Raw genomic sequence first — 24,497 nt, 5'->3', positions numbered from 1 at the left:
CCCTTGGCGCGACTCCGCCACCCATCATTCAGGCACTGAAAAACGCACACATATACCTAGCAGGCTTAGAGAATATAGATTCCAGACGAAGAATCAATACCTTAGAGCATATTGTTCAAGCAAATCACGCTAAGCCAATGAAAAACCACTAGATATCGAATCATATTGATTCGCAGAGTCTATATATGGCGATTCGACTTTTGACAAAATACCGGCATTCGGTAAAGTTCAGGCTGTCGTCAGGGGAAAATCATTCAAATGGCGCAAGTGTTGCCCATCTTCCGTCAATATAGCAAAGCGGGTCTTCAACGTCGCCAGGGCGTACCTGCACGGCCTCAATATTGCCAATAACGATGGCGTGGCTGCCGGCGTCAAGAATACTCTCAACACGACAGTCAAAAGCAACGAGTGCATCACGCAGGAGTGGTGCGCCCGTCACAGAGGTCTCCCACTCGCCATCACTGAAGCGTTCGGTCTCCGGCTCACCGCTCAATCCCGCGAACCGCATTGCCAGCGCCTGGTGGGCGCAGCCAAGCACGTTGATTGCAAGCGTACGGCCCTTGGAGACAATATCATATGTCGCCCCCTGCCTGTTAATACAGGCCAGAAGACGTGGCGGCTCCGCCGAAAGCGAGGTTACGGCCGTTGCTGTCAGACCTGCCCACAGATCTCCGCTGGCTGCCGTGACAATATTCACGGCACCGCCAAGGCGGCGCATTCCTTGCCGGAATTCTTCAGCTGAAACGGGCATGACATTTCCTCACCAGGATTGGGCTGCCCAATCTATCCGGCCTTGAGAGAAATGCAACGGGTTTGCGCAGCTTACAGGAAATTGAGCAGCGAAAGCTGCGAAAGCGTGCCAATGGCGCGGTAGGACGCCTCGAGCGCAACCTGATCATTGTTGAGGCGGGTCACTGCTTCCGCAATATCCACATCCTCAAGATCGGAGATGAAGGTCTCAAGAAAGACTGCCGTGTCTTTGTGCTGCTCGTCCACCACCTCAAGGCGCTCATAGGCCAACCCGTTGGAAACATGGACTTGGCGCATGTTATCAATCGCCGTATCAAGCGATGCGAGTTGGCCCTGCAGAAAATCAAATTGGGTCTGGGAAAGTTCGCCCTGAAGCGGGTCAGACTGATCGAAATTATAGAGGTCGAGCATTTCCTGAAACATGCCACTGGCCACATCGTCCGCCAGCAGGCCGAAATCAAGTTCGACACCATCAGCTATCCTGGCTTCAAACCCGACGTTGCCATTATCAAATGCCTCAGCAACCGTACCAAGCCCAGCCAAATCCGACAGCTCTTTCACATTGATAGGAGCGGACCCTGTTTTTGCCCCCGAAAAAAGATACGTGCCGTCAAAGTTGGTATTAAGAGAGTTAACGACGAACTTGAAGGTTTGGCTCAGCATCTCGGAAAAGCCTTCTGCCTGACCGTTCGCGAGCGTGGATTGCATGGTCTCTTTCAGCTTTTCCATGGCGCCGATCATGCCCTCAAGCTGAACATCGTTGGCGTCCAGCTTGCCGCGGATGGTCGCAATGGTCTGCTGATAAGTATCCACACGCGATTTGAAAGACCTCGCACCAAGCACTGTGCTCGTTTCGCCGGCGAGGCCACGATATTCGTCAGTCTTTTTGCCGGTTGAAATCTGGCGCTGGCCATCGAACAGCTTTTGCTGATTGTTCATAATGCTTCTGATCAGAAGCTGCTGTTGGCCAAATGAGGATACGCGAACCATCTATCGTCTCCTTAAACCACCGCGAGGAGGTTATCGTAAAGTTCCTGCACGCTTGAAAGCACCCGGGCAGCGGCACTATAGGCATTCTGGTACACAACAAGGTTGGCAAGCTCCTCGTCCATGTTAACGCCTGACACATCCGCATTACGTTGCGCCACTTCCTGCTGCAGCGCGATATTGTCTTCTTCTAGGTTTTGTGCCCGCTGAGCCTGCAGGCCCGCGTTACCCAGGAAACGCGCCACATACTGGCTAAGGGTTACCGAACTACTCTTGAGCTCACCCGCTGCGGCAAAACTGACCAATGATGTCTCGAGTTGCTGGAACGCAAGCGCCCCGCGCTGATCGCCATCCGTCAGGACGACTTCGCCAATGGCTGCGCTGGTATCAAAGACAGAAAGCGCCAACAGATTTGGGTCCGACTTGATCGCCGGCTTCAGTTCAATGTCTTTGGCTGCATTGACGTGGTGGTTATCACCGATACCAAATGCCTGGGTAAAGGTGACTCCGGTATCCCCGGTCGAGCCTGTGCCACCAATGCTGGTATTATCACTTATCACTTCAAGCTTGATGCCACTATAAGTGGACGTCGGCGCGTAAGTCATCTCGCCGTCAGCCCCAAGAGTGAAGTTGAAATAGTTGCCAAGGCCGGTCGCCCCGTTATTCAAAGCGGTGACCATGTTATTAAAGGTGGAGTTACTGCCTACCGTCAGCGTCACCGTATCGAGCTCGGCACCCGTCGCACTGACGACTTTGAAACTCATTGTCTCGGTGGCGCCCATGCCGTGGGTTTCGGTGCCAATCAGTCCCGTGTCATAGATGCCGGGCGACGACGCAGACAACAGGTCGTTCATGCCAAAATAATGACTAAAACCACGGCCTCCACGATCACTGGGAGTGGTTACGTCGTCAGCAATAACAACACCATTTGCAGAATTGGCTGCAGAAAAGCTCATCACACCATTGGTGAGAGAAAGCGTACCAGCCCCGCCAAGTGCTGTATTTACCTGGCTTATCAACGCATCAAAATCCGCGGGCGGCGCGCTGTCAAAATCCACCGTAACCTTCTGAACCAGATCATTGCTGGCATCCACAACCGCAAACGTAACCACGCCGCTGAAGCCCGTCGCATGGCCGCCGTCCACAATGGTCTGCTTGCCGGTCATTGTGTTCGGTGCCGGCACGGCGGAAAACTGGTTCTGGACCGCGTTGAACTCGTCCATTACCCGCGCGGACAATTCACCCAGCGACAAGGAGAGATCAACCAACTGTTCGTCCCGCATTGCCAATAGCCCGGCCAGTTTACCCGACCGAATGTGTTGCGTGAAATTTTTCGAGGACGAGGTTTGCGCGAGCGTGTCGCCATCTACATGGTGAATGTTGATTTTTGGAAACTGCGTGCTGCCGTCCACCACGCCCGGCGCGTCATAGTCCAACTGCGTCAGGGACGAATCAAACAGTGGATAGCCCGACTGGGTCGCAATAGTCACACCGCCCGAAGGCAAGCGGTCAACCTTGATGTCCACCAATTCAGCCAACTTATTCAGGGACTGTCCAAGCTGCCCTTCCAGGCCGCCTGTTTCACCACCCGTTGCCTTCTGGCGTACCAGCAAAGGGTTAAGTTCTGCAATACGCTGAAGTTCGCTGTTAATATCGTTAACTGTTTCAGATATCTGCTGGCTCGCTTCTGCCCGCAAGTTTTGGATCTGTTGCTGAAACAGGTTTATCTGGTCGGTAAAGCTTTCGATCTCGGACAACGACTGCTGCCGCCTCAGCACATCAGCCGGGTTCAGGGCAAGATCGGATACCGCGGAGAAAATATCATCGATGCGTGCTGACAGGGAGCTGCCGGACGCGGGGTCACCCAGCACGCCCTGCAAGCGGTCATGAAACTCGCGCTGGACCGAATATTCCGCCGTGTTGGAACCTGCGGTGCGAAGTGCCCCTTCGAGAAAACGGTCAACAACCCTCTGAATCTCGGAAATATTAACGCCTGCGGATGCGCCCTGAAGGATCTGGCTCTCGGTCACCACACGGTTACGAGCGTAACCTTCGGTATTGACGTTAGCGATATTGTTCGACGTAACGCGGATCGCTGACTGGTTGGTAAACAGGCCGCTGAGCGACGTATTGAGAATACCGTTAAGCGACATCAGACACCTCCCGCATCAAGCAACCGAAAACCAAGGCAAAAAATACCGTCAACATGTTCCCCCACCCGGCAACAAACGCGCACTTTGGCTTGTTCACGTGCGCGGAGCTTGGTTCACACTTCAGTATTTTATCTTTCAAAATCATATGCTTGTTATGCTTACGTTCTTTTTGCCCTGCCCTTATCGGGATGATTCCGACAGAGCGCCTCGTCTGTACAACAGCAAGAGGCATGCCAAGCACCATCCTCACATTAAACTCCGGCAAAAATGCACCCTTACAACTTTTACGCTTTTCTAAGGCTGCTAAATTTGCATAATAGAACAAAAGGAGAACAAATATGTCAGCAGCATCATACAGCCCCCCACGCCCGCGCCTTCATCGTGCGCTGTCGCGCCCCTTCCGCAACACGCATGGCACAGGCAGTTCGCCGCAACGCCCCAGCCTCTCGGGCCTTTGGTCATCCCAGTTTGTCCGAGACCTGCCAGTACTTGGCCGCGCCCAGGGCGGCAGCGACGGCAACATCGTCATGGAAGACAGCGCAATAGACTGGGCGTACCGCCCGGTCCCCCTGGAAGGTGTTGCCGATGCATTTGCTGTTCTGGTGACAGGCGATAGCATGGTGCCCAAATACGCCGCTGGTGACCTTGTTTATGTGAATCCGGAGAAACAGCCACGCAAAGGCCGCTATGTGCTGGTGGAACTTGATGGCCACAAGGGACTTGTAAAGCAGTTTGATCGCTGGGATGGCGATACACTTGTGCTGCACCAGTTCAATCCGGCATCTGAACTTCGGTTTGACCGGCGGGAAATTTTGCGGGTACTGCTGATCATCGGCAGCATGGACGCCTAACATTGGCTATTGCACACGCTCATAAAGGGGCATAAAGCTGCGAGGAACTTCTCTATAAGATCGCTTTATGCCCAACACGCTGACATACCAAGCCGCACTGGACGATATCTTTGCTTCCTACATGCTGGCCAAGCCACGACACAAGGGCAAGTTTGACCGTGAGTTCCGGCAGCCTGAAGGCCTCATCAAACTTGCGCAGGAACTTGACCTGCTTCCAGACGCCGCGCGTACCATCCGCGTTACCGGCAGCAAGGGCAAGGGTACTACAAGCAGACTGGTGGCGCGACACCTCAAGGCCGAGGTGCCGGACGCCACTGTGGCCCTTCTCGTCTCCCCCGAAGAACTTGAACACACGGACCGCATACAGATAAACGGCACACCCATCAGCGAGACCGTCTTTACCCGTATTTATACCGCGCTCGCGCCACAACTTGAAGCACTTCTCCAAGCCATGCCAGAAGGGGCATACCTTTCGCCTTCCGGGCTTTTCATGCTCATCGCACTTGTGTGGTTCAAGGAACAGGCGGCCACACATTTTGTGCTCGAGACCGGGCGCGGCGCTCGGCATGATGAAATGGGGCAGATCGCAAGCCATGTTTCGGTGGTGACCAGTATCCTGCTCGAGCATGCTGCAAACCTCGGCCCCGCCATCCATGATATTGCGGCTGACAAGCTTTCGGTCGCGCACCGAAGCGACCACCTTGTTTGCCTGCCCGCGCTTTATGAAACCTATGGACACCTCATCCCGGCGCCACCCGCGCCGCTTGCGGAAGCAAAAAGCCTGCCCGCCTACCCCGCGTGGTTTGAGGTGAACGACCGCCTTGCCCGCACCGCCGTGGAGGCGCACCTGGGCCGCGCGGTGACAACGGAAGTCACGCTTGCCTCCCCTTCCTTCGGCTGGATTGAATACAGCGGTGTCCGCATCGCCTACGACGCCATCATCAATGCCGCCTCGGCCGACGCGAAACTGTATAAGGAAGCCTTCAAAGACAACCGCACGCTCATCCTCGCGTCCCTGCCTGACGACAAGGATAGGGAAGGCCTGTTTACGATATTTGAGGAAACCGGCGCAGATGTACAGGAAGTCTCGCTCAGTGGCACCCGCGGCTACCTGCGTTATGAAAAGGCGAGAGAGGACGGACGGCTGTTGGCAGACATCGCCTTCAATGACCCCATCGCCTTCCGCAAAGTGCTGGATAACGCCATCGTCGAATTCACGCCCGAGATGATCTATATCGCAGGCACGCAAACCTATATCCGCCTGTTCAAACTGGCAATGAACGACATTTGAAAAGTGAGATGGTACCCGCAGCCGGACTCGAACCGGCACGACCATACGGTCTCAAGATTTTAAGTCTTGTGTGTCTACCAATTCCACCATGCGGGCACATGTCGGTTGGACACAGGCGTTATAGACCAAAAAAAATGTCGAGAACAATGACGAAACGTCGCCACAGAGAAATTAATCGATCTCGCTGGGGCCGTCGGTTGAAAACGCATTGTCGCGACAAAACTGCTTCAGTTCATCCATCGCTGCAGATACTGCCGTCTTGTCCGGGCTCCGTACTACCACCTGCGCGCCGACACCTGCATGATAAAACGGGTAACTGCCGATACTGACACCACCGTGTTTACCCTGTAGTGTTGTCAGGCCATCCGCCAGCTTGCTTTCCGCCGCATGGATGGTCAGAGATTGTGTCCAAACCTTCCGTCCACTTCTCAGCAGCGGGCGCAGGTCTTCAAGCATCGCCTGCATGATCTTGGGCACACCAGCGAGGATAAACACGTTTTCAATGTTGATACCGGGTGCGATCGAGACCGGGTTATCCACCAGCGTACCGCCCTCGGGCACTCGCGCCATGCGCTGACGGGCCGGGGTAAAATTTTCGGCACCATAATACGCTTCCATGCGCGTATAAGCTTCCTTGTGGGTCACCACCGGCACACCAAAAGCCGCAGCAATACTGTCGACAGTGATGTCATCATGTGTCGGGCCGATACCACCTGTCGTGAACAGATAATCATAGCGGCTGCGCAGCGCGTTCACGGCATTTGCGATGTCGCCTTCAATGTCAGGCACCACCCGCACTTCCTTCAACTGGATTCCCGCCTCATTAAGCCAGGTTGCCAGATAGGCGATATTCTTGTCCTGCGTGCGGCCGGAGAGGATTTCATCCCCGATCACCAATAGTGCGGCGCTTACATCCTCAGCCATTTAATCCCCCGTCTTTATGCGGTTTCCTTGAAGGTGATCCGTTAATTCGGTACACCGGTTCCCAAGAAGGGTTGCACTCTAATCGTTCATTCGGTTTTAGTACACTCAGATCTGCAAACTGGATCATAGAAACGTATCAGACCTGAGAGGGGATAATCATGAAAACACGTGCTGCTGTCGCTTGGGGCGCGGGGAAACCGCTTTCCGTTGAAGAAGTCGACCTCGAAGGCCCAAAAGCCGGAGAAGTCCTGGTCGAGATCAAAGCCACCGGTGTTTGCCACACGGACGCCTTTACGCTTTCCGGCGATGACCCGGAAGGCGCCTTCCCCGCGATCCTTGGCCATGAAGGCGCAGGCGTTGTGCTGGAGGTGGGTGAAGGCGTGAAAAGCCTGAAGCCGGGCGATCATGTTATTCCGCTTTACACGCCTGAGTGCCGGGAATGTGATTATTGCTTGCACCCAAAAACCAACCTGTGCCAAAGCATCAGGGAGACGCAAGGTAAAGGTGTGATGCCGGACGGCACCAGCCGCTTCTCCATCGATGGCAAGCCGATCCTGCATTACATGGGCTGTTCCACCTTTTCGAACCACACGGTACTGCCCGAAATCGCGCTGGCAAAAGTGCGCAAAGACGCGCCGTTTGACAAAATCTGCTACATCGGCTGCGGTGTAACCACGGGTGTTGGCGCCGTTGCTTTCGACGCGAAAGTTGAGCCAGGCTCAAACGTGGTAGTATTCGGACTTGGCGGCATTGGTCTGAACGTCATTCAGGGTGCTCGAATGGTGGGTGCCAACAAGATTGTCGGCGTGGACATCAACCCTGCACGCGAAGCAATGGGCCGCCAGTTTGGCATGACCGACTTTCTCAACCCCAAGGAATGTGACATAATGCAGGCCATCATGGACCTGACAAATGGTGGCGCGGATTACAGTTTCGAATGTATCGGCAATGTGAACACCATGCGGCAGGCGCTGGAGTGCTGTCACAAGGGTTGGGGTGAAAGCATCATCATCGGTGTTGCGGGCGCAGGGCAGGAAATCTCCACCCGCCCATTCCAGCTTGTGACTGGGCGGGTGTGGCGCGGCTCTGCTTTTGGCGGCGCGCGTGGCCGCACCGATGTGCCCAAGATTGTGGACTGGTATATGGACGGCAAGATCAACATCGACGACCTCATCACCCACAAGATGCCACTTGATGAGATCAACACCGCATTTGACCTGATGCACGAAGGCAAATCAATCCGCTCCGTGGTGATGTACTGATGTCGTTCGAGGTTATATCCGAAACAGCCTGTTTCGGCGGCACGCAAGGCCACTACAGGCATGCGTCCAGAGAGCTTGGCTGCGAGATGCGGTTTTCCGTCTTCTCTCCTGAGCAGTCACGCCACGGAAAGGTACCGGTGCTCTGGTACCTTTCAGGCCTGACCTGTACGGAAGACAACGCCACCGTCAAGGCTGGATTCCAGCGTGTGGCTGCCGAGCTCGGCCTCATGGTCATCTGCCCGGACACCAGCCCACGCGGCGACGATGTGCCGGACGATGAGGGCTATGACTTCGGCAAAGGCGCGGGCTTTTATGTAGACGCCACCAAAGACCCGTGGGGAAAAAACTTCCGCATGTATAGCTACATCACCAGGGAATTGCCGGATGTGGTGGCGAACAGCTTCCCTGCCGATATGGACCGGCAAGGCATCACCGGCCATTCGATGGGAGGGCATGGTGCGCTTACAATCTGGCTCAAAAACCGGGACACCTATAAAAGTGTTTCCGCCTTCGCGCCTATCGTCTCCCCCCTCAATTGCCCGTGGGGCGAAAAGGCGCTTTCCGGTTATCTGGGCGATGACCGCGGAGCGTGGGCTGCCTATGACGCCTGCGCGCTTCTTGAAAAACTCGGCGCTGATGACAGCGAAGTATTGATCGACCAAGGCCTCGCTGACAATTTCCTTGAAGGACAGCTCAAGCCAGAACTCTTTGAAAAAGCATGTGACAAGGCTGGCCAGAAGCTCATACTCAGGTGGCACCCCGGCTATGACCATAGCTATTTCTTTATATCGACTTTCATTGAAGACCATCTGCGCCACCACGCGACCCAGCTTGGTTAAGGAGACATCTATGTACCGCCTTATCCTTGCGACTTTTCTTGCTTTGGCTTTATTGCCCCCCAATGCCTCTGCCCATCAGGACCCCGAGGTTGCCGGGTATATTGAAGTGGATGGTGGTCGCATCTGGTACCGGATGAATGGCGCGGCGCTGTTGCATAAAAAGCCGGCCATCGTCGTCATGCACGGCGGGCCCGGCGGCACGCACCGCGGCAACATGCCCTATGTCGCGCTGTCGGATGAGTACCCGGTCATACTGTATGATCAGCTTGGCACGGGCAATTCTGACCGGCCTGACGACAGAGCCAACTGGAACGTCGAACGTTTCGTAGCCGAAATTGACCACATCCGTGATGCCCTTGGCCTGGAGGAAGTGATTATCGCTGGCCACAGCTGGGGCGGTACACTCGCGGCTGAATACGCCGTTCGCCGCCCGAAGGGCCTTAAGGCCGCCATCCTCTCGAGCCCGCTCATCTCCACACAGCAGTGGATTGCCGACAATCAGGTCTGGATCGACCAACTACCCAAAGATGTGGCTGATACAATCCGCCGCCATGAGGCAGCAGGCACCACCAATACACCTGAATACCGCGCGGCTGAGGATGAATTTTACCAGCGCCACATGTGCCGAAAATCCCCTTGCCCTGGCGCCCGCTACCGCGTGGACGGCCCCATGCGCAACAAAGACATGTATGAATATATGTGGGGCCCGTCAGAGTTTTTTGCCCCCGGCACGCTTCGGAACTATGACGTTAGCCCACGTCTTCCGAATATCAATGTGCCAAGCCTGATGATTTGTGGGGAATTTGACGAAGCCGCACCTAAAAGCTGCAAAAAATACGCAGGCATGATTGATGGCGCAGAGACCATGATAATACCCGAGGCAGGACACGCCACGATGGGCGAAAACGAAGCGCTATACCTTAAGACCCTGCGTGACTTCCTGCATCAGTCCGTGAACTAAGGGCCTTTGCCAAGCGTAAGATACAAAAAAGAGCGGCCTGAGAGCCGCCCTTCTCTATTCCGTATATCGCATCCAGCTTATTCGCCGAACACACGCTTGAAAATCGTATCCACATGTTTGGTATGGTAATCCATATTGAACAGCTCATCTAGTTCTGCTTCTGACACCTTGGATGTCACGGTTTCGTCCGCCTTCAGAAGATCAAGCAACTGCAGTTCACCCCGGCTTTCCCAAACCTTCATCGCGTTCGCCTGCACAAGCCGATAAGCGTCCTCACGGCTGACACCAGCCTGCGTCAGCTCCAGCAACACGCGCTGGCTGTTTGGCAGACCGCCCATTTTGTTCATGTTGTCCAGCATATTGTCCGGGTACACCAGAAGCTGGTCCATCACGTTCGTGAGGCGCGCCAGGCTGAAATCAAGGGCAATCGTAGCATCAGGCCCGATGTAGCGTTCAACGGAAGAGTGGGAGATATCCCGCTCGTGCCACAGCGCCACGTTTTCCATTGCCGGGATCGCCATGGCGCGGATATAGCGGGCTTGCCCCGTCAGGTTTTCGGTCAGGATCGGGTTCTTTTTGTGCGGCATGGCGCTTGAGCCTTTCTGGCCCTTGGAAAAATATTCCTGCGCCTCAAGCACTTCTGTGCGCTGCAGGTGACGGACCTCAACTGACAGTCGCTCGATACAGCTTGCAATCACACCAAGCACGGCAAAATACATCGCGTGACGGTCCCGGGGTATAACCTGTGTGGAGACAGGCTCAACCGTGAGGCCCATTTTCGAAGCTACGTATTCTTCCACATACGGATCGATATTCGCGAATGTCCCCACCGCGCCTGAAATTGCACAGGTTGCCACCTCGGCGCGTGCGTCTTTCATACGCTTCAGGCAGCGATCGAACTCTGCATACGCCTGTGCCATCTTCAGGCCAAAGGTCACTGGCTCGGCATGGATGCCGTGGCTCCGACCAATGCACACGGTATATTTATGCTCTTCGGCGCGGCGCTTGAGCACGGCCAGAAGTTTCTCAAGGTCTTCGATGATGATATCCGCCGCCTGCATCAACTGCACGGAAAGGCAGGTATCCAGAACGTCAGAAGACGTCATGCCCTGATGCACAAAACGCGCCTCGTCGCCAACATGCTCCGCCAGGTTAGTCAGGAAGGCAATTACATCATGTTTTACTTCGCGCTCAATCTCGTCGATGCGGTCAATTTCCCACTTGCCGCGCTCCCATACAGCCTTGGCTGCTGCCTCCGGAATACGCCCCAGTCTGGCATTGGCGTCACAGGCATGGGCTTCGATCTCGAACCAGATACGGAAACGGTTTTCAGCTTCCCAAATATCGGTCATTTGTTTGCGGGCATAACGAGGGATCATGGGGCGCGCTCCTCACGGGGAATACAGAAATAAAAATCTGCCGACCTGCTAGCAGAAACGACCGCCAACCGCAAGTTTCCTTGACACCCCGGCTTTTCAGAAAGAGCATTGTCGCATCTCTTATCCGGCGTGGAGCATCATCATGCGGTTCATTTTCGGCCTTTTTCTGGTTCTCGGGTTTACTGTCGGCGCATGTGCCGACACGATCATCAAAAATGTCACCGTCCTTACCATGCATGAGGACGATGTGATTGAAAATGCCGATGTACTTGTCGTCGGTGATCGTATTGTTGGTATTTACACATTGGGCTCCGAGCCACCGTCAGATATGTTAAAGGAAACGCTTCCCAGCATAGACGGCACCGGCAAATTCCTCATCGCAGGCATGACTGAAATGCATGGCCACCTGCCCCCTTCGGGTTGGAGCGATGAGCGGGCGGAGGAGACCTTATTCCTCTATATTGCAGGGGGTGTCACCACTGTGCGCGGCATGCTGGGCGACCCGGCGCAGTTTGACATGAGGGAGAAAATCAAATCAGGCAAGATCGCGGGGCCGACGCTGTATCTCGCTGCACCCAGCCTTAACGGCAACTCAGTCAGTTCAGTCGAGGAAGCGATAGCGAAGACCAAGCAATATGCAGGCGAAGGCTGGGACCTGCAGAAAATTCACCCGGGCCTAACACGCGCGGAATATGACGCGATGGCGGAAATTGCGCATGCCCTTAACTATCCATTCGGTGGCCATGTGCCTGCGGATGTGGGTATCGAGCGTGCGCTTGAGGCCGGACAGATATCCATCGACCATATGGATGGTTATATCGAATGGCTGGACGGCGAAAGCCATGAGTTGAGCGAGGCGGAGCTTGAACGCGCCACCGCTATCACGCTTGAAAGCGGTACGTGGATCGTGCCCACGCAGGTTCTTTTCAACACCTTCTATAGCGGCTACGGTGCTGGCACGGTGCTCAGTTCAATAGAAATTGACGCCCTTCTTGCCCGACAAGAGAATGCTTACGTGCCTGAAACAACACGCGAGCAATGGGAAAATACAGCACGCAATGCGCAGCCTAATAAGCTGGTAATCAAAAACCGGCAGAAACTGCTAAAGGCTTTTGCAGACGCAGACGTCAATCTCGCGATGGGTAGCGACGCTCCGCAAACATTCTCGGTGCCCGGCTTTTCAATCTGGCGCGAGATTGACGTGATGGTCGAGGCAGGGCTAACACCTGCGCAGATTCTGGAAATCGGCATCGCGGCACCTGGCCGCTATTTCAGCGATAAGGACAAGTTTGGCATGATTGAGGTCGGGGCACGCGCGGACCTGATCCTTCTTGGTGCAGACCCCCGCGCCGATGCAGCGAACCTCACAAAACAGGCCGGCGTCATAGCAGCCGGACGCTGGTATAGTCGTGCAGATATCGACAATCGCCTGGCGAAGATAGCCAACAGGTATAAAAACTAGCCAACCAAGCTGGCGGCGGGATAGCAGAATTCGTCGAATGCTTCCCGCCACATGGAAATCGGATGGCTTGCGAGAGTCGAGTTCTGAAATAACCGGTCGCCTGTGACTTCCCGCGTTACCCAGTCAGGGCGGGTAAAGGCTTCGTCCTCATCCTCCAGCTCAATTTCCGCTAGCACGAGTCCCTTATTTTCGCCCTTGAAGACATCAACGTCCCACACGTGACCATCACATTTGACTGCGTACCGCTTCTTGACAATCAGTGGGTCCAGTACCTTGGAGATTAGTGCAACGCCTTCGGCTTTGCCCAGTGGACGTTCTATTTCCACCCGTCTCGCACCTTTTCCGATCTTCAACGTCAGGATATAATCCCCGTCTATTTTCCGGACTCTGAGGGACCGGCTTTCGGCCCGCATCAGGTAGCCCTGTTCGACAGACTTGAATTTTCTCGGTAGCTTCAACCGTGTCTTGTCGACAAGGAATTTACGTTCGATCTCGTACAAGATAGACCTTCATGCGTTACTGCATGCCGTAACGTGCAAAACAGATATGCAATGCATTGGCATAGCCCGGTGGAATATCCTTGAGTTTAAAGGTGCCCTTCGGCCCTTTAAACTCACCCCATTTATGCTCGTCAGAAAGTTGCACTATTATGTCTGCAGCATCTTTTTTTAACTGTCCATGAAACACAAGCATGAGCCGATCGCCAAGTGTGGGGTGGTGTTTTACCCACGAGGAGATGAATTCGACTTTCTTCACCTTGATCCCGCTCTCTTCCTTTACTTCACGCTTGAGCGCGCCAAAAAGGTCTTCCCCACTTTCCACCTTGCCGCCCGGCAGGTCAAATATGCCACTGGACTTACGCATGAGGAGTGCTTTGCCATCGGCTGACATCAACACAACTTTTGCAGAAATAGGCAGGTCTTCAAGCGCTTCGCGGGTGGATTTTACCTGTTCCCAATACATCAGTCTCTCAATCTCCGGGGGCGAGGCATAATGCCCAGCCTCGTTGTGCCGTCCCCAGCTCAGGGCTTTACGCTAGCCCTGTATTTTTAAAACTACATTAAACCAAGTTCTTTAAAGCTCGCCTGGCCTGTTTTGCCAACAATTATGTGATCGTGAACCCGTATACCGATGCGATCGCAGGTCTCAACAATATTTTTGGTCATCATCACGTCGGCCTGACTTGGTGTCGGGTCCCCGGATGGGTGATTATGCACCAGTATAAGCGCCGTTGCGTCAAGTTCAAGCGCCCGGCGCACCACTTCACGCGGATAAACCGCCGCCTCGTCCACGGTGCCGTCACTCATGACCACGTCGGCCAACAATACGTTCTTGCGGTCAAGGAACAGAATTCGAAATTGCTCACGCGGAATGTGCGCCATCGCGCCCTGAAGATAGTCTGAGACCAGCGACCAGTTTGACATCACCGGTCGTGCACTTGCACCAGCCTTGGATAGGCGAAGGGCCGACGCCTGCACGGACTTGATCGCCGCCACGGCCGTGTCGCCCAACCCTGCTGTTGCCCGCAGGCTATCCACATCCGCACTCAGTACGCCAGCATAACTGCCGTAACGGTCTATGAGTTGTTTGGCGAGTGGTTTAACATCTCGGCGGGGAATGGCGAGAAACAGGATAAGCTCCAGCAGTTCGTAATCCTGAAGGGCGTCAGCGCCGCCCGCAAGAAAACGTTCTCTCAAACGGGCGCGGTGCCCGTTCATGTGGCTTGCTGTTTTGGCCGTATCCCCCATCAGCCCCTACCCCTGCTTTCAGGCGCTCAGGTCATATGGCGGACAATACCAGCCCTTTGGCGACTTGGTGAAAACTTCATATCCATCTTCGGTGACAGCCAGTGTATGCTCGAATTGCATGGAGAGCGTTTTGTCACGTGTCACCGCCGTCCAGCCGTCCGCCAAAATTTTTGAGCCTGGCTTGCCGGCATTCACCATGGGTTCAATGGTAAAAAACATGCCAGGGCGCAGCTCGGGCCCGGCGCCTGGACGCCCAAAATGCATTACGCTGGGCTCATCATGGAAAACACGCCCAATGCCGTGGCCACAGAAGTCCCGCACGACAGAATAACGATGCGCTTCCACATGGGTCTGAATCGCATGTCCAATGTCGCCGAGCTTTGCGCCGGGCTTCACAGCTTCAATACCTTTCCACATGGCCTCAAAGGTCACTTTGCACAACCGTTCCGATAATAACTTCTGTTTACCAACAAAGAACATCCGGCTGGTGTCACCATACCAGCCATCAAGAATGACCGTGACGTCAATATTAAGCGCATCGCCTTCACGAAGCTTTTTCGGACCCGGAATGCCGTGACAAATAACGTGGTTGATCGACGTACAGATCGACTTTGGGAACCCCCGATAATTCAGCGGGGCGGGGACAGCACCATTATCTGTGATAAAATCATGGCACAACCGGTCCAATTCTTCTGTCGTTACGCCGGGCACAACATGTGGTGTGATATAATCAAGCACTTCAGCCGCAAGGCGACCCGCCGCGCGCATACCGTCCATGGCCTCCGGGCCATATATTTTAATCGACCCTGTACGGGTGTCCGGGGCATTCAATGCATCAACATAGTTCATTTATCTATCCTTCGCGGCTTCCCGTTATTTTATGCCGGTCACAGCCGAATGGGAAGTGTTCCCGATATTTCTATTCTCTCAGGCGTCAGGTCGCATGAGTAACACAGAAGTTCAACGCCTTTTTGTGCAGCTTCCTTGAGGCCACCTGCATATACCGGGTCAATGTGTTCAGCGGGAGCAAAGGCCTCGCAATCTCCGCGCTGGACAAGATAAAACATGACAGCACGGTGGCCCTCGTCAATCATGGCCATCAACTCGCACAAATGTTTGGCGCCACGTGTGGTGACAGCATCGGGAAACTGTGCCTCTGCACCAACCTTAAGCGTCACATTCTTGACCTCAACATAGCACTTATCAGCAGCCTCAACCGTCTTGGGCCGCTCAAGTAGAATGTCGATCCGGCTGTTCACCCCGTATTTCACCTCACGGCGCAACGAGCCATAGCCCGTTAGTTCTTTTATCAGCCCAGCGCCAATCGCGTCTGCAACAATACCATTGGGGTGGCTGGTGTTGATGCCAACCAACGCGCCGTCTGCCTCAAGCATTTCCCAGCGCCAATCCAGCTTGGCCTTCGGGTTTTGGTTCGGGGAAAGCCAGACACGACTGCCCGGCTCCTTGCAGCCAAGCATTGACCCGGAGTTGGCACAGTGCGCGACAACAACCTCACCATTTGGCAATTCCACATCAGCCAGGAAACGCTTGTAGCGCTTGACCAGCCGACCTTCCTGTAATGTTTGGTCGAAAATCATGATGGCACCCTAGCCTGCCCCCCGTGTTACAATCAAGCAACACCTTTCGCGCCACACCAAGGTGATGACGCTGATTTCCTTGACTGATCGGTCCACTATTGTACCGTTGGCTTCAGCCCTGCGTTTATAGGGTCAGGTTTCGACGCGTTCAGGATAGGCCAGCGCCCATTTTCGAAACCCGCCAATGAAAAACATTAAAAGGAAACGCAGCATTTCAATTCCGGGGAAACCATAGGCGACATAAAGGCGGGTTGCGAAAGTGCAACACTCTTGTGCCCTGCTTGCCTAGACCTCTCTATATATTGTGGATTTGCGTCGCAAAACTTTGGCTTCTATGCAAACTAAAGTCCCGGGCGCCCACAGATTGGTCCGCCAGCAAATGTCCTGCCGGCCCGGGTGAATCCCCACAGTAAAATGACTAAACGAAGCTGCGTGTTTCGAATGAGGAAAGACACCATGAAAAAAACCTGGTTTAACAATAGCGCGCGCTTGATTGCCGGCTGTTCGATGATTGCACTCTCCGCCGGTGCCCATGCGCAAAGCAGCGACAGCGGCTTCGCACTTGAAGAAATCGTTGTAACTGCACAAAAACGCGCACAAAGCCTGCAGGACGTTCCAATTTCGGTCAGCGCAATTGCTGGCGATAAGGTGAAAGATTTCGCGGCTGGTGGTGAAGACATTCGTTTGCTTTCAAGCCGCGTACCGGGTCTCAACGCAGAATCTTCAAACGGTCGGGTTGCACCACGCTTCTATATCCGCGGTCTCGGCAATACCGACTTTGACCTTGCTGCTTCCCAGCCGGTGTCCATCATCGTCGATGATGTGGTGCTTGAAAACGTGATCCTCAAAAGCTTCCCGCTCTTTGACATCGAGCGCGTAGAAGTCCTTCGCGGCCCCCAAGGCACGCTCTTTGGTCGCAATACCCCTGCTGGCATCGTGAAGTTTGACACACGCAAACCAACGCAAGAGCCTGAAGGTTATGTCAGTGCAAGCTACGGCAGCCTCGGCACATCTTCCGTTGAAGCAGCATATGGCGGGGGTATCAGCGAAGCAGTATCCGCCCGCATCTCCGGCCTGATGACCCGCCGTAGCGACTGGATTGATAACGGTTATACCGGTGAAGAAGACGTGATGGGTGGCTTTGTTGAAGCGGCCATGCGAGCACAGGTACTGATCGAACCAACAGAGAATTTCGATGCGCTGCTGAACTTCCACTACCGGTCGCTTGACGGCACCTCGGAGGTCTTCCGCGCCAACATCTTCGACACAGGTTCTCCTGAGCTAAATGAGAATTTCGACCGTGACACGGTTTATCACGACGACACGCACCACAACACTCAAAGCTATGACAGCTGGGGCGCATCTGCCAAGCTCGTCTGGGACTTTGGTGATGAAATGAGCCTGACCTCTGTCAGCGCTTACGAAACCACCAATGGCTGTGGTATCGGCGACATTGACGGCGGTTATGGCGCGGTATTCCTGCCCGAAATGGGACCAGGCTTCATCCCGTTCCCAAGCACGACGGAAGACTGCATCGATAACCTCGACCAATATACTCAGGAAGTCCGCCTTTCCGGTCAAGGTACTGACAAGCTTTTCTATCAAATGGGCTTTTTCTACTTTGATAGCGATTTTACGATCCGCACCCGTCCGTTTTTCGTGCCAGATTCTACAGTCCGTCACCAGAACGAAAGCTGGGCGCTATTTGGTCAGGTCAGCTATGACTTGAGCGATGCCACTACACTTACCGTTGGCGCACGCTATACAGATGATAAAAAATCTGCTGACGCATTTGACGGTGCTGCGGGCGCGCCCCTTCCGACCGTTAATCTTGATGGGAACGACTTCAGTTGGGACGTGGCCGTAAACCATATCCTCAACCCTGACCTGTCAATCTACGCGCGTGTTGCAACAGGCTTCCGTGCTCCGTCAATTCAGGGCCGTGACGTTGCTTTTGGCAGCGCGCCAACAACGGCTCAGGAAGAGACCATCATGTCCTATGAGGCCGGGTTCAAAGCTGACCTCGTTGAGGGACGCATGCGCTGGAATGGCGCCGTCTTCTACTACGAAATGGACGACCTCCAGGTTACCGCCGTTGGCGGTGGCTCCAACAATGTACGCCTGCTGAACCTGAACGAAGTAAAAGCATATGGCTTTGAAACCGATCTTGAGTTCCTTGTGACCCAGAACCTGACCCTGACAGCAGGTGCTTCTTACGCGCACACCAAAATCTATGACAACAGCGTAAGGGTTCCGGTCTGTGGCTCAGGCATGTGTACACCAACGGACCGGCTGGACAACTTTGGCCGTGCCATCATCAATGGCAACCCGCTGCCACAGGCACCTGACTGGACGTTCAACGTTACTGCCGAGTATGTACAGCCAACCGGTGACGGAGAAGAGTTCTTTGTCTTCACTGACTGGGCTTATCAGGGCGATACCAACTTCACCCTTTATGAAGCTGCTGAATTCCGCTCCACCGGCACATATGAGTTGGGCCTGCGCCTTGGTTACCGCTGGGATGATAACCGTTATGAAGTTGCCTTCTTCGGCCGCAATCTGACGGACGAGAAAAACGTCAAGGGCGTGATCGACTTCAACAACCTGACCGGCTTCGTCAATGAACCCCGCGTTCTGGGTGTTGCGTTCCGCGCTGATTTCTAAGTCCGCCTGGTTACAAACAAATTTAACGGGGGCCTGTGGTCCCCGTTTTCATTTCTGATACATACAAAAAAGGCGACGAGTTTTCGTCGCCTTTTAATCTGAACATTTCAGCGGTTAAGCCAGCCGTACGGAATGAGCGCCATCAACCGGCAAAGCCACACCTGTGGTGAAGCTGGATGCCGGGCTGGCCAGCATCAGCATCGCCGGGACAAGCTCCGACAGATTGCCCGCCCGTTTGGCAGGGCTTTGCTTAAGCATCTGCTGGCCAAGGTCACTATCAAGGAAAGTATCGTTGATTTCTGTCTTGAAATAGCCCGGACAAATGGCATTCACGCGGATGCTCCAGCGTTGCCACTCAATCGCCATGGCACGGGTCATTTGTACCACGCCCGCCTTGCTGGTTGCATAGGTCAACTGTTGAGGGCCTACGCCCAGCCCCAAGATCGATGCCGTATTGATGATTGACCCACCCTTGCCGTTCTCCAGCATCGCCTTAGCAGCTACCTGCCCCACACGCCACATACCCTTTAGGTTTGTGTTCATGGTGGCGTCCCAGTCCTCTTCAGTATCCTCCAGAGCCCAGTTCGGCCGGGCAATGCCTGCGTTGTTACACACAATCGTCGGTGTCCCGAGCGCTTCTTTCGCCTTGGCAAAGGCCTTCTCAACACTCTCGCGGCTGGTGACATCCAACTCTACCGCCAGGGTGCGTCCACCGGTGTCGTTAGCAATTTCTACCGACAGCGCTTCCACCCTGTCGGTACGCCGGGCACCCAGCACCACGTCGGCGCCTGCCCGAGACAGTGCCCGTGCAAATTCTGAACCGATGCCCGAGGATGCACCCGCTACCAGGGCCACTTGGCCCTTTAGGCCGAAAATTCCATTCACATAATCACTCATGTCACATCCTATTTTGCATTTTCACGGTCATAATCAGCAAAGCTTTTACCGGCTTCGGCGAGCTCTTTCAGAAGCGGCGCGGGTTGCCACCAACGCGGGCCAAATTTCTCACCGAACTCACAAATCTTCGCATAAACATTTTCAAGGCCAAGGCTGTCAGCATAATGCATCGGCCCCCCGCGATAAGGCGGGTAGCCATAGCCGTTCACATAGACAACGTCGATGTCGCTGGCCCGGTATGCTTTACCTTCGCCAAGGATTTTTGCCCCTTCATTGATGAGCGCCATCATGCAGCGCTCGACAATTTCCTCAGATGAGATTGCACGGCGTTCAATACCGGCTTTGGCGCTCTCGGTCTCAATCAACGTCAGCACTGCCGGGTCGGGCTTTGGTGTGCGGCTCCCCTCGTCATAGGCATAAACGCCCGCGCCCACTTTCAACCCTTTGCGACCGGACTCGACCAGCCGGTCCATCCAGTCGTATGCTTTGGTTTCATAGCTTTCGCGGCCAAGACCCTGACGGTTCAGGTAGCCGATATCAAGACCTGCCATGTCTGACATGGTCATCGGCCCCATGGGCATGCCAAAGTTGAATAGTGCCGCGTCCACTTCCTCAGGCTTCGCGCCCTCAATCACGCAAAGTGCAGCTTCGCGACCATATGGAGACAGCATTCGGTTGCCGATAAAGCCGTGGCATACACCGGCAACTACGCCCACCTTGCGGATAGCTTTCGCAAGGCCAACACAGGTCGCTAATACATCCGGCGCTGTTTGGTCTGCGCGCACAATCTCAAGCAGCCTCATCACATTGGCGGGTGAAAAGAAATGTAGCCCCAGCACGTCGTCAGGCCGGCTGGTAGAGGCGGCAATCTCGTTTACGTCAAGGTAAGAGGTATTGCTGGCGAGGATAGCACCCTTCTTGGCCACACGGTCCAATTCGCCAAACACCTTTTTCTTGATCTCCATGGTCTCGAAGACTGCCTCGATAATAAGGTCACAATCGCCAAGGTCATCATAGGAAAGCGTGCCGGTAAATTGGCCCATCAGGCCTTCAACCTGCTCTGCCGTCAGCTTGCCCTTGGCAGCTGAGCGCTCATAGTTCTTGCGCACCACACCCAGGCCGCGGTCCAGCGCTTCCTGTTCCACCTCAAGGATGGTGACGGGGATGCCAACGTTGGCAAAGTTCATAGCGATACCACCGCCCATGGTGCCCGCCCCGATGATGCCAACCCGCTTGATATCCCGACGTGGGGTGCCCTTGTCGATACCAGGAATTCGGCTGACTTGCCGTTCCGCAAAAAACATATGCTGCAAGGCCTTGGCCTGCGGATTTGACATACATTCCTGAAACAGCTCACGCTCGCGCTTAAGGCCTTCTTCGAGCGGCAGGCTGACCGCTGCTTCAACACATTGCACGCAGCGTTCCGGTGCAAAGTAGCCACGTGTTTTGCGGGCAATGGATTCGCGGAATTGCGCGAAGAACTCCGGCCCGAACTTGTCACTGTCAATTTCCATCTCACCAGTACGGCGCGGGCCATTGTCTGCCGATGCGTGGGCGAAGGCAATTGCTGCGTCTAGCAGATCGTCTTCAACGACCTCATCCAGCACACCCCAGTTTTTCGCTTCGCCTGCGCCAACGTGACGACCGCTGATAATAGCGTCCAAAGCGTTCGCTGGACCCGCGATCCGCGGCAGGCGTTGGGTACCCCCCGCCCCCGGCAGGATACCGAGCTTCACCTCCGGCAGGCCAATCTTGGCAGAGCCAAGGGCCACCCGGTAATGACATGCCAGTGCAACCTCAAGTCCACCTCCAAGCGCCGTGCCATGGATGGCCGCCACGACCGGCTTTTCCATGGCTTCAATTTCCGTCACGACATCCGGCAAATGCGGTGGCTGCGGCGGACGGCCAAATTCGCGGATGTCAGCCCCCGCAATAAACGTGCGCCCCGCACAAGCGATAACAATAGCCCTGACATCCGCATTGGATGAAAGCTCCCTCATCTCGCGCGCCAGACCTTCCCGCACACTGTGCGATAGCGCATTCACGGGTGGGTTATCGACAGTGATGATCGCGATACCTTCGCGGATTTCTTTTGAAACAGTTGTCATATCTTCCCCTCATTCACTTTGCATGCGCACAGTCATGCATGCCTTGATTGAGAGACTAGGGCGCACATGCGCCAAAGCCAGTAGATGCGCATACAAAAGCACAGTCAGACGCGTTCGATCACCATGGCTATACCCTGCCCGACCCCGATACACATGGTGGCCAGGCCATAACGGCCGCCCCGAGCTTCCAGTTCATGAGCCAGTGTCAGCGCGAGACGCGCGCCAGACATGCCAAGTGGATGGCCAAGCGCGATGGCACCACCGTTGGGGTTCAGGTGCACCGCATCGTCGGCGATGCCCAAACCACGGGTGCAGGCCAAAGCTTGCGCTGCGAAAGCTTCATTCAGTTCAATAACGTCCATATCGCCAAGGCTGAGGCCAAGTCGCTTCAGAAGCTTTTGGGTTGCAGGCACTGGACCAAAACCCATGGTTCGCGGGGGCACACCGGCACAGGTCGCACCCACAATACGCGCCATCGGTGTCAGGCCATGTTTCGTTGCGGCGGCTTCGCTGGCAACGAGAAGAGCAGCCGCACCATCATTGGTGCCAGACGCGTTCCCTGCGGTAACGGTCCCATCAGCGCGGAACGGCGCACGCAATTGGGCGAGGGCCTCCCTTGTTGTGCCGTGGCGTGGATGTTCATCCGTTGAGACAATAACCGGGTCTCCTTTACGCTGAGGAATGATCACCGGTGTTATTTCGCGCTCAAACCGCCCGGCCTTCTGCGCGGCCTCGGCCCGCCTCTGTGAGCGATAGGCAAATGCATCCTGATCGTCTCGGCTTATTTTCAGATCTTCAACAAGGTTCTCGGCTGTCTCTGGCATAGAATCAGTGCCATAAGCTGTGTTCAGGGCCTTGTTGACAAAACGCCAGCCGATAGTGGTGTCATAAATTTCTGCCTGCCTGGAATACGCGCTCGTCGCCTTTGGCATCACGAACGGCGCACGCGACATGCTTTCCACACCGCCCGCAATCACAAATTCAGCCTCTCCCGTCATCACCGCCCTCGCGCCCTGCGTCAGAGCTTCGAGGCCGGAACCGCACAGCCTGTTCACCGTGACGGCGGGCACATCGGCCGGCAGACCTGCAAGCAATGCTGCCATCCGCCCTACATTGCGATTGTCCTCACCCGCCTGGTTAGCGCAGCCATAAAACAGATCGTCAACCGCAGCCCAGTCTGCATCGGGATACCGCTCGATCAGCGCCTTGACCGGGTGCGCGGCAAGATCATCTGTCCTCACACCTGCAAGACCGCCCCCATATCGCCCAACGGGCGTCCTGAGCCCATCACAAATAAACGCATGTTGCATGCTTCCCTCCCGAAATCAGACACATAGAGCTTTGGTGATTAACCTAAATCATCGCTCACAAAAGACCACCCGAATGACATAAAAAGCGTAACACGGGCGACCACTTGCCAAACTAATCATTTACATTAATTATAACCCGGAACCGGAGAAGGACAGATCATGGCGTTAGAAAAAGAAACACTGCACCAGCTTTGCACCACCCTTGAACGTTTTGTGCATGAGCGCCTGATCCCACACGAACGTGTGGTAGCAGAGACGGATGCCATCCCGAAAGATATTTTAGCTGAAATCAGAGAGCTGGGACTTTTTGCCCTGTCTATTCCCGAAGAGTACGATGGCCTTGGCCTGAACATGCAGGAAGAGGTTGAAGTTGCCATGGTCATCGGCGAAGCTGCTCCGGCTTTCCGGTCTATATTCGGCACGAACGTGGGTATCGGCTCGCAAGCGATTGTGCTTGACGGAACGCCTGAACAGAAAAGCAGATACCTGCCCAAGCTTGCGAGCGGCGAACTGATTGGTTCCTTCTGCCTGACAGAGCCCGAGGCCGGCTCCGACGCAGGGTCCCTGCGGACCAGCGCCCGGAAAGACGGTGACTGTTACGTGCTCAATGGCACAAAGCGCTTCATCACAAACGCACCGTTTGCGGGCCTGTTCACAGTCATGGCGCGTACAGACGCAGACAGCAAGGACGCGCACGGTGTTTCAGCCTTTCTCGTTGAAGCTGGCGCGCCCGGATTGAGGGTCGGCAAGCCGGAGAAAAAGATGGGCCAGCAAGGCGCACCGGTTGCTGATGTCATTTTTGAAGACTGCCGTGTGCCTGCAGAAAACATCATTGGCGGCGTTGAGAATATGGGCTTCAAAACTGCGATGAAAGTGCTCGATAAAGGCCGCCTGCATATCTCCGCCGTATGCACAGGTCTCGGCAAACGCATCCTGCGCGACACTGTGCGTTATGCCAAAGAGCGGCGCCAGTTTGGTGGTGCGATCACCGACTTCCAGCTTATCCAGGCCATGATTGCTGATAGCCAGACCGATATTTACGCTGCGGAGTGCATGATTCGCGATGCCGCCAAAGCACGTGACGCTGGTGAGAACACAAAGCGCAAAGCGTCATGTACAAAACTGTTTGCCTCAGAGATGGTTGGCCGCGTTGCCGACAGGGCTGTGCAGATATATGGTGGCGCGGGCTATATTGCTGATTATGGTATTGAGCAGCTGTACCGTGATGCTCGCCTGTTTCGCATCTATGAGGGCACCAGCCAGATCCAGCAGCTGATCATTGCCAAGGATGTAATCGCCGGCACGAACTGATC

21 protein-coding genes and 1 tRNA gene are annotated in these 24,497 nt (G+C 54.9%); 8 read left to right on the top strand and 14 right to left on the bottom strand.

What is annotated here, in order from left to right; genetic code table 11:
* Positions 1–250: 250 nt before the first annotated feature.
* From OEU85_RS09735 to flgK, 3 genes are all read right to left on the bottom strand, one after another.
* Entirely contained in the window at positions 251–751 is a 501-nt protein-coding gene (locus tag OEU85_RS09735; RefSeq protein WP_262691281.1) for a flavin reductase family protein, read from the bottom strand.
* A gap of 71 nt (positions 752–822) precedes the next feature.
* Complete coding sequence (locus tag OEU85_RS09730; RefSeq protein WP_262691280.1) at positions 823–1,740, bottom strand: flagellin; 918 nt, start codon at positions 1,738–1,740, stop codon at positions 823–825.
* An 11-nt stretch (positions 1,741–1,751) separates the two neighbouring features.
* On the bottom strand, positions 1,752–3,890 hold the full coding sequence (gene flgK / locus OEU85_RS09725; RefSeq protein ID WP_262691279.1) for a flagellar hook-associated protein FlgK: 2,139 nt from the start codon (positions 3,888–3,890) through the stop codon (positions 1,752–1,754).
* Between the two features lie 338 nt (positions 3,891–4,228).
* Between flgK and OEU85_RS09720 the strand changes: the two genes are divergently transcribed.
* Positions 4,229–4,741, top strand: coding sequence for a S24 family peptidase (locus OEU85_RS09720; protein WP_262691278.1), 513 nt, complete (start codon positions 4,229–4,231; stop codon positions 4,739–4,741).
* Positions 4,742–4,808: 67 nt separating this feature from the next.
* Entirely contained in the window at positions 4,809–6,032 is a 1,224-nt protein-coding gene (locus OEU85_RS09715) for a folylpolyglutamate synthase/dihydrofolate synthase family protein (protein ID WP_262691277.1), read from the top strand.
* 9 nt (positions 6,033–6,041) lie between these two features.
* Here the strand turns inward: OEU85_RS09715 and OEU85_RS09710 are convergent.
* A tRNA-Leu gene (locus tag OEU85_RS09710) sits at positions 6,042–6,128 on the bottom strand.
* Between the two features lie 75 nt (positions 6,129–6,203).
* Positions 6,204–6,956, bottom strand: coding sequence for a competence/damage-inducible protein A (locus OEU85_RS09705; protein WP_262691276.1), 753 nt, complete (start codon positions 6,954–6,956; stop codon positions 6,204–6,206).
* A 158-nt stretch (positions 6,957–7,114) separates the two neighbouring features.
* On the opposite strand from OEU85_RS09705, the gene OEU85_RS09700 reads away from it, so the two are divergent.
* Genes OEU85_RS09700 through OEU85_RS09690 form a run of 3 tightly spaced genes read left to right on the top strand, consistent with a single transcriptional unit; the run spans position 7,115 to position 10,018 of the window.
* Positions 7,115–8,218: an S-(hydroxymethyl)glutathione dehydrogenase/class III alcohol dehydrogenase gene (locus tag OEU85_RS09700; protein ID WP_262691275.1), complete on the top strand. Its 1,104-nt coding sequence runs from the start codon at positions 7,115–7,117 to the stop codon at positions 8,216–8,218.
* A complete protein-coding gene (gene fghA, locus OEU85_RS09695) occupies positions 8,218–9,057 on the top strand; it encodes an S-formylglutathione hydrolase (RefSeq protein ID WP_262691274.1) in 840 nt (279 codons plus the stop codon). Before OEU85_RS09700 ends, fghA begins: the two co-directional genes overlap by 1 nt.
* A 10-nt stretch (positions 9,058–9,067) precedes the next feature.
* Entirely contained in the window at positions 9,068–10,018 is a 951-nt protein-coding gene (locus OEU85_RS09690; RefSeq protein ID WP_262691273.1) for a proline iminopeptidase-family hydrolase, read from the top strand.
* A 77-nt stretch (positions 10,019–10,095) separates the two neighbouring features.
* On the opposite strand, the gene purB is transcribed toward OEU85_RS09690, so the two are convergent.
* Positions 10,096–11,397, bottom strand: a complete 1,302-nt coding sequence (purB, locus tag OEU85_RS09685) for an adenylosuccinate lyase (RefSeq protein WP_262691272.1) — start codon at positions 11,395–11,397, stop codon at positions 10,096–10,098.
* 142 nt (positions 11,398–11,539) lie between these two features.
* Between purB and OEU85_RS09680 the strand changes: the two genes are divergently transcribed.
* Entirely contained in the window at positions 11,540–12,859 is a 1,320-nt protein-coding gene (locus OEU85_RS09680) for an amidohydrolase family protein (protein WP_262691271.1), read from the top strand.
* Here OEU85_RS09680 and OEU85_RS09675 read toward each other — a convergent pair.
* The 5 genes from OEU85_RS09675 to sfsA all read right to left on the bottom strand — a co-directional run bounded on the left by OEU85_RS09675 (position 12,856) and on the right by sfsA (position 16,205).
* Positions 12,856–13,359, bottom strand: coding sequence for a CYTH domain-containing protein (locus tag OEU85_RS09675; RefSeq protein ID WP_262691270.1), 504 nt, complete (start codon positions 13,357–13,359; stop codon positions 12,856–12,858). The two genes, OEU85_RS09680 and OEU85_RS09675, sit on opposite strands and share 4 nt — an antisense overlap.
* 16 nt (positions 13,360–13,375) lie before the next feature.
* Entirely contained in the window at positions 13,376–13,822 is a 447-nt protein-coding gene (locus OEU85_RS09670; RefSeq protein ID WP_262691269.1) for an NUDIX domain-containing protein, read from the bottom strand.
* Positions 13,823–13,914: 92 nt separating this feature from the next.
* The gene (gene radC, locus OEU85_RS09665) at positions 13,915–14,607 is read right to left on the bottom strand and encodes a RadC family protein (protein ID WP_262691268.1); all 693 of its coding nucleotides are present in this window, start codon (positions 14,605–14,607) and stop codon (positions 13,915–13,917) included.
* An 18-nt stretch (positions 14,608–14,625) separates the two neighbouring features.
* On the bottom strand, positions 14,626–15,456 hold the full coding sequence (gene map, locus OEU85_RS09660; RefSeq protein ID WP_262691267.1) for a type I methionyl aminopeptidase: 831 nt from the start codon (positions 15,454–15,456) through the stop codon (positions 14,626–14,628).
* Positions 15,457–15,494: 38 nt separating this feature from the next.
* On the bottom strand, positions 15,495–16,205 hold the full coding sequence (sfsA, locus tag OEU85_RS09655; RefSeq protein ID WP_262691266.1) for a DNA/RNA nuclease SfsA: 711 nt from the start codon (positions 16,203–16,205) through the stop codon (positions 15,495–15,497).
* Positions 16,206–16,661: 456 nt separating this feature from the next.
* Between sfsA and OEU85_RS09650 the strand changes: the two genes are divergently transcribed.
* Positions 16,662–18,869 (top strand): TonB-dependent receptor, encoded by a 2,208-nt coding sequence (locus OEU85_RS09650; RefSeq protein WP_262691265.1) that lies wholly within the window; start codon positions 16,662–16,664, stop codon positions 18,867–18,869.
* Between the two features lie 114 nt (positions 18,870–18,983).
* Here the strand turns inward: OEU85_RS09650 and OEU85_RS09645 are convergent, their stop codons facing one another.
* The 3 genes from OEU85_RS09645 to pcaF form a co-directional block, all read right to left on the bottom strand.
* Positions 18,984–19,766, bottom strand: a complete 783-nt coding sequence (locus OEU85_RS09645; RefSeq protein WP_262691264.1) for an SDR family NAD(P)-dependent oxidoreductase — start codon at positions 19,764–19,766, stop codon at positions 18,984–18,986.
* Between the two features lie 8 nt (positions 19,767–19,774).
* Positions 19,775–21,874, bottom strand: coding sequence for a 3-hydroxyacyl-CoA dehydrogenase NAD-binding domain-containing protein (locus OEU85_RS09640; protein WP_262691263.1), 2,100 nt, complete (start codon positions 21,872–21,874; stop codon positions 19,775–19,777).
* A 104-nt stretch (positions 21,875–21,978) separates the two neighbouring features.
* Entirely contained in the window at positions 21,979–23,184 is a 1,206-nt protein-coding gene (gene pcaF / locus OEU85_RS09635; protein ID WP_262691262.1) for a 3-oxoadipyl-CoA thiolase, read from the bottom strand.
* A gap of 159 nt (positions 23,185–23,343) precedes the next feature.
* Here pcaF and OEU85_RS09630 point away from each other — a divergent pair, with 159 nt between their 5' ends.
* Positions 23,344–24,495 carry an acyl-CoA dehydrogenase family protein gene (locus OEU85_RS09630; protein ID WP_262691260.1) on the top strand — a complete coding sequence of 384 codons (1,152 nt, stop codon included), beginning with the start codon at positions 23,344–23,346 and terminating at the stop codon, positions 24,493–24,495.
* Positions 24,496–24,497 lie beyond the last annotated feature (2 nt).

Origin of the sequence: Kordiimonas aestuarii (assembly GCF_025574465.1) — a bacterium.
GTDB lineage: Bacteria > Pseudomonadota > Alphaproteobacteria > Sphingomonadales > Kordiimonadaceae > Kordiimonas > Kordiimonas aestuarii.
This window is presented reverse-complemented; position numbering and strand designations above follow the sequence as displayed.